The following is a 12,007-nucleotide window of genomic DNA, read 5'->3' as shown; positions in this document are numbered from 1 at the left end:
GCAAACAAACTATCGCTTCATCAATCGCCCCGGTTGTGTCACGTTGTGCCATGCAGCAGAGCAAAACTCCACTGCTTAACAATGGCCAATTCACGTTGCCCCAACCGTCTTGCTAGCTACGCAACCCGACCGAAAAAAACCGGAATCGGATCACCTAGTCTCACACAAAAAGTAAAGCCGCCTATTTGAAATGCCAGGCGGCTTTACTTTTGAATCTGGTGCCCAAGAGAGGACTCGAACCTCCACAGTGTTGCCACCGCTAGGACCTGAACCTAGTGCGTCTACCAATTTCGCCACCTGGGCAGGTGATGAACAGCAAAGAACGCCATTATAGCGACAGATTCAGGGCTGTCAAGCGTTTCTCAAAAGTCGCTTAAACATCGCCGCAGCGAGCCTGCATGCGCCTCACAGCGACTATTGACGGGCCGCGTGGCGCGCAAGACGGGTGTTAGAATGCCTCGCAGTAGTTCGTTGGCACGGTGCACACGCCCGTCGGACTCAGACTTGAACGAGCCGGACCCGAGCAGAATCTCCAGTGCAATCGCAAGTGCAACTTAAGCGCAACCCAAAGGCCTCTAAGCCGAGCGCCTCTTAAGCCGAGCCACATCGCCGACCGACGTCCATGCAACGAGAAAAAATCATCGACAAGCCCTTGAGCAAATTTCCGTATCCGATCCCAAGCCGCGAAGAAATCCTGGGCGTCCTGCGCACGAGTGAAGCGCCGCTTGCCGCGAACGACATCGCCGAAGCCCTGTCGATCAAGCGCCAGGAGCGCGAAGGATTTTTCAAGCGCTTAGGCGCCATGGAGCGCGACGGCCAGATCCGGCTCGATCAGCGCAATCTCTATCAGCTCACCCATCCGTCGAACTTCGTCGCGGGCCGCGTACAGGGCCATCGCGACGGCTACGGTTTTCTCATTCGCGACGACGGCCAGGACGATCTGTTCCTGCCCACCGGCGAAATGCAGAAGGTCATGCACAACGATCGCGTGCTCGCGCGCATCGTCGGCTATGACCGCCGTGGCCGGCCGGAAGGGCATGTCGTCGAAGTCACGGATCGCGCCAACAAGCGCGTGATCGGCCGTCTGCTCAACGAGAACGGCGCGCTGATCGTCGCGCCTGAAGACAAGCGTATCGGTCACGACATTCTGATCACGCAGAACACCAAGAAGGCCAAGGTCGGGCAGGTGGTGGTGGTCGAGTTGACCGAATTCCCGAGCCGTCACTCGCAGCCGCTCGGCCGCGTGGTGGAAGTGCTCGGCGATATCGACGACCCCGGCATGGAAATCGAAATCGCGGTGCGCAAGTACGGCGTACCTCACGAATTCAGCCTGGCCGCGCTCGACGAAGCTGCCAAACTGCCCGACGAAGTCCGCCCGGTCGACGCGCGTCATCGCATCGATTTGCGCGACGTGCCGCTCGTCACGATCGACGGTGAAGATGCCCGCGACTTCGACGACGCAGTCTATTGCGAGCCGGTTCAGGTCGGTCGCGGTGAAGGCTTCCGCCTGATCGTCGCGATTGCGGACGTCTCGCACTACGTGCATCCGAAGAGCGCTCTCGACGCCGACGCGCTCGAGCGCAGCACCTCGGTGTACTTCCCGCGCCGCGTGATTCCGATGCTGCCGGAGAAGCTGTCGAACGGGTTGTGCTCGTTGAACCCGAACGTCGATCGTTGCGTGCTGGTGTGCGACATGATCATCACCTCGCGTGGCGAAGTGAAGGCGTATCAGTTCTATCCGGGCGTGATCAACTCGGCCGCGCGCCTCACCTACACGGAAGTGGCCGCGGTACTGAAGAACACCAAGGGTCCGGAGGCCACGCGTCGCGCCGCCTTGCTGCCGCAGCTGCAGAATCTGTATGGCGTCTACAAGTCGCTGTTCGCCGCGCGCCAGAAGCGCGGCGCGATCGACTTCGATACGACCGAGACGTACATCGTCTGCAATGCGCAGGGCAAGATCGAACAGATCATCCCGCGCACCCGCAACGACGCACACAAGCTGATCGAGGAATGCATGCTGGCCGCGAACGTCTGCGCGGCCGACTTCCTCAAGCGCAACAAGCACCCGGGTCTGTACCGCGTGCACGCCGGGCCGACCGCCGAGAAGCTCGAAAATCTGCGCACCTTCCTGCGCGGCATGGGCCTCACGCTCGCCGGCGGCGACAAGCCGCATGCCAGCGATTACGCCGCGCTGATGGCGCAGATCCGCGAGCGTCCTGACGCGCAGATGTTGCAGACCATGTTGCTGCGCTCGATGCAACAGGCCGTCTACAGTCCGGACAACATCGGCCACTTCGGTCTCGCGTATGAGGCGTACGCGCACTTCACGAGTCCGATTCGCCGCTATCCCGACCTGCTCACGCACCGCGCGATCTACGCGGTCTTGCAAGGCCGCAAGTATCAGCCGGAGCCGCCGCAGGGCGTCGAGTTGAATACGGCGCTGTCGCCGCGCGCCCGCGCGATGCAGCAAGCCGACGACGAGAAGCGCGGCCGCCAGCGTGGCAACAATGTGGCGATCTGGGAAGAACTCGGTCTGCATTGCTCGGCCAATGAACGCCGCGCCGACGAAGCCTCGCGCGACGTCGAAGCCTGGCTCAAGTGCTACTTCATGCGCGACAAGCTCGGCGAAGAGTACGGCGGCATGGTGAACGGCGTGACGTCGTTCGGCATTTTCGTGCAGCTCGACTCGCTCTTTATCGAAGGCCTCGTGCACGTCACCGAACTGGGCTCGGATTACTTCCAGTACGACGAGATCAAGAACGAGTTGCGCGGCGAGCGCACCGGCATTCGCTACCGCCTGTCGGATCGTGTGCGGGTGCAGGTAAGCCGCGTCGATCTCGATGCGCGCAAGATCGACTTCCGCCTCGTGCGCGACACGCCGATCAAGCCGCCGACGAGTCGTCCGGCGCTGGCCGATAAGGCATCCGGCGAAAGCAGCGGTGCACGCGTGCGTTCGTTGCCGCCGGTGGACGGTGGGGTAGGCGGCGCGCCGGCAGGCGCGGGTGGACGGCGCAAGAAGGCGGCGCCGGCCCAAACCGCGGCCGTCAAGGAAGCGCGCGCGGCACGCGGCGCGGCGAAGAAGCACGGCGGCGCTCCGGCGAAGTCGGCATCGAAACCGCAGGCCCGCAAGAAGCGCTGAAGTCGCATGACGGCTTGAACCGCGCGCATCGGGTACGTTAAGACGTATCCGATGCGCGCGGTCTTCGTTTCATCGTAGTCAAGTACTGGAGCCGGTACTCAGCAAATACCAGGCACAGTAAGCAGGCTCGTATTCATCACAGCAGCGCGCGTTCATGGCGCGCTCAATCAAAGGTTTGTCAGTCATGTCACGTCTCAAGGTTCTATACGGTTTCCACGCAGTGACCGCGCGTATGCGGCACGACGCGTCGACGGTCGAAGAGGTTTATTACGACGCGACGCGCAAAGACCGTCGCATGACCGAATTCCTGCACGCGGCGAAAGAAGCCGGCGTGCGTCTGATTGCCGCCGACGAAACGCGTCTGTGGGGTCTCGCGCATACCGAGCGCCACCAGGGCGTGGTCGCACGTGCGACCGACATGCCGCTCGCGCAGAATCTGGCCGAACTGCTCGACGGCATCAACGGTTCGCCGTTGATTCTGGTGCTGGACGGCGTGACCGATCCGCACAATCTTGGCGCCTGCCTGCGCGTGGCCGATGCGGCCGGCGCGCACGCGGTGATCGTGCCGCGTGACCGCGCGGTGGGTTTGAACGCGACAGCCGCGAAGGTGGCGAGCGGCGCAGCCGACACCGTGCCGTACATCACCGTCACGAATCTGGCGCGCGCGTTGCGTGAGTTGAAGGACGCCGGCGTGTGGGTGATCGGTACCGCCGAAGAAGCCACCAAGAGCCTCTACGAGACCGAACTCGACGGTCCGGTCGCATTGGTGATGGGCGCCGAAGGCGAGGGCATGCGGCGTCTCACGCGCGAAACCTGCGACGTGATCATGCAGATTCCGATGGCGGGTACGGTCGAGAGCCTGAACGTTTCGGTGGCGAGCGGCGTGTGCCTGTTTGAAGCCGTGCGTCAGCGCTCGGTGAAGAAGTAAATCTCCTGATCATTCGGCGCCGGTCCGTTCGCTGAGCTATCAATGCTCATGGCAGGGCCGGCTCGCATGTCGCCAGCAGAAATAGCGTTCCGGCGCGCGCGGCGGCCATTTTTTGCGGCCGCCGTGTCGGGTAAATCCGGCGCTCGCTCGCCACTCCGGTAAACTCATCGTTTTTACTGCTTGCCTGCATTCCCCATGACCCAAGACGAACTCAAGCAACTGGTCGGCCAGGCCGCCGCCGACTATGTGAACGCCAACGTGCCGGAAGGCTCCGTGATCGGCGTCGGCACCGGCTCCACCGCGAACTGTTTCATCGACGCGCTGGCCGCCAGCAAGACCCGTTATCGCGGCGCGGTGTCGAGCTCGCTCGCCACCACCGCGCGTCTGCAATCGCGCGGTTTCAAGGTGCTCGATCTGAACGAAATCGATTCACTGCCGGTGTATGTGGACGGCGCCGATGAGATCGACCACAGCGGCGCGATGATCAAGGGCGGCGGCGGCGCGTTGACGCGCGAGAAAATCGTCGCGTCGGTGTCGGACGTGTTTGTCTGCATCGCCGATGCGAGCAAGCTGGTCGATACGCTCGGCAACTTCCCGCTGCCGATCGAAGTCGTGCCGATGGCGCGTACCGCGATCGGCCGCCGTATCACGGCGCTCGGCGGCGTGCCGGTGGTGCGCGTGACGAAGGAAGGCGTGCCGTTCATTACCGATAACGGCAACGAGATCATCGACGTCAAGGGGCTGCGCATCAGCGACCCGCGCACGCTGGAAATGCATGTCAACGCATGGCCGGGCGTGGTGACGGTGGGCCTCTTCGCGGGCCGTGGCGCGAATCTGTGCATGCTTGGCACGGATACGGGCGTCGAGACGATCGAATATAGCAAGAGCTGATTGCCGCGCTTTTGCCGTTGTACGCGGGCCTGCTTTAGCGGGCTCGCTTTCCTGCATCATCCCGCACTAGCGCGCGGCTTGCCCGATCGCCTGCATCATCCGCTGCAAATACTGATCCACCGAAAACTCGGTTTGCACATCGGCAAGCGCCTGATTCGCGAGGCGCTGCGCCATGGCCGGATCGGCCCGCAAGGCGCCGATCGCATCAGCCAGTGCGGCCACGTCACCCGGTTTCACGAGCCAGCCATTGTGCTGATGCCGCACGATCTCAGTCACGCCACCCGCGGCCGCTGCGATCACCGGGCGTGCTGCCGCCATGCCTTCGACGATCACCCGCCCGAACGGCTCCGGCTCGGTCGACGTGTGCAAGATCACATCCATCGCCTTCATCCACGCGGGTACGTCGTCCTGAAAGCCCGCGACATGCACGCGATCCGCTACGCCCAGTGCCGCGGCCTGCTCATGCAGGCGCTGCGCGTAGGCATCCTCACCGAATAGCGGCGCACCGACCAGCACCAGGTGCACGTCGGGTAGCCGCGCCATGGCCTCGAGCGCAATGTGCTGACCTTTCCACGGCGCAAGACGGCCGAACAAGCCCGCGAGCCACGCATGCTCGGGCAAGCCCAGACGCCTGCGCAGCGCGCCCTTATCGCGACCGTCGATGCGTTTGAACGCGCCAGCGTCGATACCGTTGTAGATGACTGGCACCGTGTCGGCCGCGATACCTGTCAGCGCTATCAGCGATCGCTTCGATGCCTGCGAATTTGACACCACCTGATCAACCGCGAAGCGCACCAGCCACTTGATGACGTGCAACTGCACACGCCCAAAATGCTGGCGCGTGAGGATGTCGTGCTGATACCAGATCACCGGCTTGCGATGCAGCGGTTTGCCGAGCGCGCCGAGCACGAGTGCTTTTTGTGTGTTGAGAAACAGAACGTCGAACGCGTTTGCGCGCGCCGCGATGGCGCGAACCTGACGCAGGATGCCGGGCACAACGCGCAGACAGTTCAATCCGGAAGCTTGCCGCACGATGCCTGACACGCGCGCGTCGTTCAGCACCTGCACGTGTGCGCCGAGCGCTTCGAGGCGCGCGCGAAATGGGCCGTCGGACAGCAGCACGACTTCGCTGCGCGCAGTGCAGCTTCCAGCCAGTTGCAGGAGTGCGAATTCAGCGCCGCCAAGTTGGCCGCTCTGATCGACGAATAACACAGTCGGTTGCGTCGACGAGCGCGTTGCCGATGCTGCTGTCGATACCGATGACGATGGCGCGGCAGATGGATCGAGCGGGGCAGGCTGAATCAGCGGTAAGGATTGGATGAGTGGAGAAGCGTCGATCGGAGGGCGCATAAATTGCAAAGTCGGGCGAAGTGATTGAACGCGTCGTTCGCAAGAGGCGAATGGCGAGTCTTCATTATTCGCGGACTGTCGCGCCCCGAATGTGGGCATACGCACGCACAGTAAATGATGCGGCACATACACTCGTTGCTAAGACCAAAGGTGGTTTATTAATAGGTGGGGAGATCATGAAAGTGGCGATCGTGCACGACTGGCTCGTCGCACCCGGCGGCGCCGAGAAGGTGCTCGAGCAGATCATTGCGTGTTTTCCCGATGCCGATCTTTTCAGTCTCGTCGATTTCCTCGAAGACCGCAGACCGCTCGGCGGCAAACCCGTTACGACTTCATTCATCCAGGGGATGCCATTTGCGCGGCGGCGCTATCGCGCGTATTTACCGTTGATGCCGCTGGCCATCGAGCAGTTCGATCTCTCGGGTTATGACCTCGTCATCACGAGTTCCTATGCGGTCGCGAAGGGTGTGCTGGTCGGCCCCGATCAGACGCACGTGAGCTACGTGCATTCGCCGATGCGCTACGCGTGGGATCTGCAACATCAATACTTGCGCGAAGCGAATCTGACACGCGGGCCGAAGTCATGGGCCGCACGTGCGTTGCTTCATTATCTGCGCGGCTGGGATTCGCACTCGGCGAACAGCGTTGACCGCCTGATCGCGAATTCGCAATTCGTCGCGCGGCGCGTGATGAAAACTTACCGGCGCGACGCGGCGGTGATTCCGCCTCCCGTCGATGTGCACAAGTTCGAACTGTGCACACACAAGGAAGACTTCTATTTGACCGCCTCGCGGATGGTGCCTTACAAGCGCATTGATCTGATCGTCGAGACCTTCACTGCGACGCCGCATCGCAAGCTGATCGTGATCGGCGACGGGCCGGAAATGGCGGCGATTCGCGCCAAGGCCGGTCCGAATGTGACGATCCTCGGCTATCAGCCGTTCAAAGTTCTGAAGGATCATCTGCAACGCGCGCGTGCCTTCGTGTTCGCCGCCGAAGAAGACTTCGGCATCGTCCCGCTCGAAGCGCAGGCGTGTGGCACACCGGTCATTGCGTTCGGCAAGGGCGGGGCGCTCGAAACAGTGGTGCCGATCGGTGAGGCGCGTCCTACCGGCGTGTATTTCGCACGCCAAACGGTTGTATCGATGCTCGACGCGATTGACCGCTTCGAACGGCAGAGTGAACAGATCACCCCGGCGGCATGCCGCGCGAATGCCGAACGTTTCTCGGTGGCGGTTTTCCGGCGCGCTTTCATGGCCGAAGTGACGCGCACGATCGCGGCGTCGGGCTGGCGTCTGCGGGTGGCGGCGGCGGAGCGGATCGAATCCGATCTGGCCACCGAGGATCTCGCATGGCCTGGCGAGCGCGCGCAGGGAAGCAGTTGGGGACGCTGAGGCTGACGCGGGCGAGCCCGAGTGCAGCCGAGGCTGAATATCTCTTTATTCGCATATTGCGAACTTCGCCATATGCGAATAAAATGCTCTTGTCGTACTGCAATAAGCCATAGCTGGCTGTTCGGTCTATGCCGTCCGGCTGACTATCGGTGTCGATTCCGTCTCATTAGCCTTGCAGGTAGAGCGTGCATATTCAGTGCGCGAATACATGCGAGGAAAGTCGATGCGGGTCATTTCAAAGAAAGCGTTGTTGGACTTCATAAAGAGACATCCGGAGGCGCACAGTGCGCTGTTGACGTGGTATTCACTGGCGCAGGCGTGCCTCGCGTATGGCTATAACGACCTGAAGCAGACGTTCGCGGGCGTGGACTACGTGCCGCCGCAATACACCGTTTTCGATGTGGGCGGCAACCGGTTCCGGATCATCGCGGCGATTCACTACAACAGGCAGTCGTTGTTCGTTCGTCACGTACTGACGCATGCGGAATACGACCTTTGGACGAGGAAGAATTTAAACTCATGAATGCCGATCGCCTTCCGGGAGCCTTTCCCGACATCGCTCAAACCTGGGTTGCACTGCAAGCCCAGTTGCCGATTACACCCATTCGCAACGAGCAGGACTATCAGACGATGGTGCGGCTCGCCAACGCGCTCGCCGATCACCTGAACGGTAGCGGGGAAAATCCGCTGGCTGATCTGTTCGCGATCGTCACCGACCTGATCGAAAGCTGGGAAGCGAGCAACGTGACGATCCCGAAAGCGGAGCCGCGCGAGGTGTTGCGGCATCTGCTGGAGACGCACGGGCTCAAGCAGAAGGATCTGATCGGTATCGCGTCGCCTACCGTGGTGAGCGATATTCTCGCGGGCCGGCGCGCCATCAGCAAAAAGGTGGCGAAGGCGCTAGCCGTGCGTTTTCATACCGACGTCAGCGCGTTTCTGTAAGCGCGGCGCAGCGCCGGCCTTGTGCTGAGCGCTGTGCTCAACGTAAAAAGGGCTGCGCCTCGATTCAGCGCAGCCCCTTCGCTCACCAGCCTTTAATCCGATCTAGCGTGATCCGTGAGTATCGAGCGGATCGCTGGCGGAGTAGGTGTACGCATACGCGTAGTCGTACGTGCCGTTCTTGTTGTGGCTCTTGAGCGGCACCGCGTTCATCACGCCGCCTACCACCCGGGCGCGCGCGCGGCGCAGCTTCTTCAGCGCGTCGGCCACGTGGCCCTCGGTGTGCGCGCCGGCCCGCATCACAAGCACGGTCGAACCGGCGAGATGCGCAATTACCGCCGCATCGGCCACCGCCAGCAGTGGCGGCGTATCGACGATCACCAGATCGAACTCCTGTTCGAAGCGTGCGAGGATTTCACCGAAGCGCGACGACGTCAGAATCTCCGACGGATTCGGCGGATAGGCGCCCGCCGCGATGAAGTGCAAACCCTCCACGCCCGTGGCGCGCGCAGCCACCTCAAGATCGACCTGACCTGTCAGCAGTTCAGTCAAACCACCGTGGGGCGAGCGGCCGAGATACTGCGCGAGGCGTCCACGCCGCAGATCGGCATCGATCAATAACACGCGCTTGCCCGATTCCGCGATCAGTGCAGCGAGGTTCGCGCACAGAAAACTCTTGCCGTCCGAGGGCGCGGGGCTCGTGATCGCCACGATGCGGTTGGGTGCGTCGATCAAGCCGAACTGCAGCGTGGCGCGCAGGCCACGCAGGCCCTCCACCGTTGCGTCGTACGGATGGGTCTTCGCCAGCAGCGGCCGCATGGGCGTCTTACTCGACGCAATGACGGTTTGCGTGCCGACCGGTACCTTGCCTTGGCGGCCCGCCGCCGAACCCGGCCGAAACATTCGCATCACGCCCGACGGCTCCGCTAGCACTTCGGTTGGCCTCGACCTGGGGCCGGGCAGGGCCGCAGTCCGCGCGGCGCTCAATTGCCGGTCATTGCGCGCCTGTTCCGGGCTGAAGGCGATCGAGCCGAAGATCGGCAGCTGGAAGCGCCGCTCGACGAACTCGGGATCGGCCACGCCGGTAAAGAACGTGCGGCGGCAGAACGCGAACAGAATGCCGCCGATGATGCCGAGCAGCGTGCCCGCCGAAATGATCAGCGCCGACTTCGGCCGTACCGGCTGGGACGGCAGCAAAGCCTGATCGATGATATGCACGTTGCCGATCGTGCCGGCCCGCGAGATCGACAGCTCCTGGGTCTTGTTCAGCAACGTGACATAAATTTCCTCGGCAACCTTCGCGTCGCGTTGCAAGGAGAGGGCGTTGCGTTCAGAGCTGGGCAGCGTGCTGAAATGATCTTCGAAGCGGTCCTTTTCGCGCGACATCGCTGCCAGTTGGGCGTCTACCTGCTGCACTTCCGGGCTTTCCTCAGTGAAGCGCTGCAGCAGTTGCGCGCGCTGGATGCGCAGCGTTGCAATCTGCTTTTCGTAGTCCAGACCACCGGCGAGGTAGACCCCGGCTTCCTGGGTCGGCTGGAACGAACCGGCCTTCGACTGATACTCCGACAACGCGGTCTCGGTCTTTTTCACTTCGGCACGCAGGCGCGGCAATTCACTGTTGAGGAAGCTCAGCATGTGGCTCGCCTCTTCCTGCGCGCGTTCGGTGCGTTGCGCCAGATACGACGCCGCCACCGCATTGGTGATCTCGGTGATCGCGTGCGGATCGGTGCCCATGTACGACAGTTGCACGACGCCGGTGTCCCGTCCTTTTTCGCTCACCTGTAACCCGGACGAGAGCCCGGCGACCGCGTCCAACTGGTTAAAGCGCGTCACGTAGAACTCGGTGCCGGGACGGGCCACCAGCGTTTTGACGAACAGCGTGACGTCGTTGCCGCTTGCTTCCTGACCCGCCACCCCGGTGAGGATTTTCTGCCCGAACGAGTCGGTCAATTCATAGCGGCCGTAATCGAGCACGCGCAGTGTCAGGCGTGCGCCTTCCAGTGATTTCGGCACCGTGATCGACGCGACCTCGAATTGCTCACCGCCCCACGCATACGAGTCCATGCCGAAGGCCGCGCCGAGCGGGCGGCCCGGATGCGCGAACCACGACGAGATCTTGCCGAGTACCGGCATCGTTTTGGCTGCCGTGCTGAAGTTCAGTTTGAACTGCTCGACGACCGGTTCGACCACCGCGCGGCTCTTGATGATTTCGATTTCCGCGTCGGTGCGCATCGGGCCGACCGACGGCACAAGCGACGGCGTGCTCTGACTTTGCGAACCGTTGTTGTTGGGCTGCGTGTCGACCTGGAGCAGGGCGTCGGCGGAATAGATCGGCGTGGCGAGCTTCGTGTAGATCACCGCAGCGAGAATCACGCAGCCGGCAATGCCGATCACCCACCAGATCTGATCCATGATCATGCGCAGCAAATCGCGCATCACTGCATCTTCGTCGCTGCTGGGCGCCGGTCCGTGATCCAGCATGTCGTACGTACTCATAGGGATACTCCGTTGCGTGCGATTTATCTGCCCAGTTCAACCGTGTAGAACAGGTCTTGCAGGGTCGGCGTGATCTGTTCGAGGGCGCGATTAAAGCGTGCTGCGCTCGAGACCTGCACGTACACCACATCCTTCGGCTGAAGTTCGAACTTGGTCATCAGCATCAACGCATCGACCTGAGTCATGTCGAGCTGATAGACGTCGGGTGTGAGCGTCTTGTCGGCGCCACGCACCACGTAGACGAAGCGCGGGTCGCCGGTTTTGACGTCGAGGCTGCCGGCGCCCGTCAGCGCATCGGCGAGCGTCAGGCGGCCGCGGTTCATCGGCAGCGAGGTCGGCTTGTTCACTTCGCCGAGCACGAAGACACGGCTGTTCGAGCGATCCGGCACGTCGATGATGTCGCCGTCTTTCAGCAGCACGTTCTGCTGCGGATCGCCGGTTTCAAGCAGGGAGGCGACGTCGACCGTGTAGCGCTTGCCGTCGCGGGTCACGCCCACGTTCTGCAGATCCGCGTCGGGCAGCGCGCCGCCTGCGCGATTGATCGCATCGAGCACGGTCAGCGGCGAATCGGTGATCGCTTCGGAGGCGGGTGTGCGCAGATTGCCGGTCACTTGCACTGACTGGCTATTGAATCCCGACACACGCACATCGAGCTGAGGATTGCGAATCGTCTTCGAGAGCCCTTTCGACAGCGACTCCTGAACCTGCTGCGCGGTCATGCCGAGCACCTTGACGCGGCCCACGCGCGGGAAAAAGATCGTGCCGTTGTTGGCGACGCGCACGGTCAAGCCGCCTTCACCGCCGCCCGTCAGCGTCGGTGCGATCGGTGTCGCGCCTTGGGTCTGCGTGGGGCCGGGCGTGGGGGGGGGG

The 12,007-nt window shown here is 62.5% G+C and carries 9 protein-coding genes and 1 tRNA gene; 6 read left to right on the top strand and 4 right to left on the bottom strand.

Annotation, left to right across the window (positions count from 1 at the left end; translation table 11 throughout):
- Positions 1 to 216: 216 nt before the first annotated feature.
- A tRNA-Leu gene (locus PQQ96_RS40255) sits at positions 217 to 303 on the bottom strand.
- A 319-nt stretch (positions 304 to 622) separates the two neighbouring features.
- On the opposite strand from PQQ96_RS40255, the gene rnr reads away from it, so the two are divergent.
- The 3 genes from rnr (at position 623) to rpiA (ending at position 4,958) form a co-directional block, all read left to right on the top strand.
- On the top strand, positions 623 to 3,139 hold the full coding sequence (gene rnr, locus PQQ96_RS40250; protein ID WP_408302712.1) for a ribonuclease R: 2,517 nt from the start codon (positions 623 to 625) through the stop codon (positions 3,137 to 3,139).
- A gap of 184 nt (positions 3,140 to 3,323) precedes the next feature.
- The gene (gene rlmB, locus PQQ96_RS40245; protein WP_408302710.1) at positions 3,324 to 4,067 is read left to right on the top strand and encodes a 23S rRNA (guanosine(2251)-2'-O)-methyltransferase RlmB; all 744 of its coding nucleotides are present in this window, start codon (positions 3,324 to 3,326) and stop codon (positions 4,065 to 4,067) included.
- 195 nt (positions 4,068 to 4,262) lie between these two features.
- A complete protein-coding gene (gene rpiA, locus PQQ96_RS40240) occupies positions 4,263 to 4,958 on the top strand; it encodes a ribose-5-phosphate isomerase RpiA (RefSeq protein ID WP_408302708.1) in 696 nt (231 codons plus the stop codon).
- A 66-nt stretch (positions 4,959 to 5,024) separates the two neighbouring features.
- Here rpiA and PQQ96_RS40235 read toward each other — a convergent pair whose 3' ends face one another.
- Complete coding sequence (locus PQQ96_RS40235) at positions 5,025 to 6,308, bottom strand: glycosyltransferase family 4 protein (RefSeq protein WP_408302706.1); 1,284 nt, start codon at positions 6,306 to 6,308, stop codon at positions 5,025 to 5,027.
- Between the two features lie 176 nt (positions 6,309 to 6,484).
- On the opposite strand from PQQ96_RS40235, the gene PQQ96_RS40230 reads away from it, so the two are divergent.
- The 3 genes from PQQ96_RS40230 (at position 6,485) to PQQ96_RS40220 (ending at position 8,644) form a co-directional block, all read left to right on the top strand.
- Positions 6,485 to 7,702, top strand: coding sequence for a glycosyltransferase family 4 protein (locus PQQ96_RS40230; protein WP_408302705.1), 1,218 nt, complete (start codon positions 6,485 to 6,487; stop codon positions 7,700 to 7,702).
- A 223-nt stretch (positions 7,703 to 7,925) separates the two neighbouring features.
- Positions 7,926 to 8,225, top strand: coding sequence for a type II toxin-antitoxin system HigB family toxin (locus PQQ96_RS40225; protein WP_408302703.1), 300 nt, complete (start codon positions 7,926 to 7,928; stop codon positions 8,223 to 8,225).
- Entirely contained in the window at positions 8,222 to 8,644 is a 423-nt protein-coding gene (locus PQQ96_RS40220) for a helix-turn-helix domain-containing protein (protein ID WP_408302701.1), read from the top strand. The genes PQQ96_RS40225 and PQQ96_RS40220 overlap by 4 nt, the downstream gene beginning before the upstream one ends.
- A 102-nt stretch (positions 8,645 to 8,746) precedes the next feature.
- On the opposite strand, the gene PQQ96_RS40215 is transcribed toward PQQ96_RS40220, so the two are convergent.
- Positions 8,747 to 11,137: a polysaccharide biosynthesis tyrosine autokinase gene (locus tag PQQ96_RS40215; RefSeq protein WP_408302699.1), complete on the bottom strand. Its 2,391-nt coding sequence runs from the start codon at positions 11,135 to 11,137 to the stop codon at positions 8,747 to 8,749.
- A gap of 23 nt (positions 11,138 to 11,160) precedes the next feature.
- Positions 11,161 to 12,007 (bottom strand): polysaccharide biosynthesis/export family protein (locus PQQ96_RS40210; RefSeq protein WP_408302697.1); only part of this gene is annotated, 847 nt, incomplete at its 5' end.

It is taken from the genome of Paraburkholderia sediminicola, from assembly GCF_046027825.1.
Classification (GTDB): domain Bacteria; phylum Pseudomonadota; class Gammaproteobacteria; order Burkholderiales; family Burkholderiaceae; genus Paraburkholderia; species Paraburkholderia sediminicola_D.
Note: the sequence above shows the minus strand (reverse complement) of the source record. Positions and strands in the feature narration are given on the sequence as shown.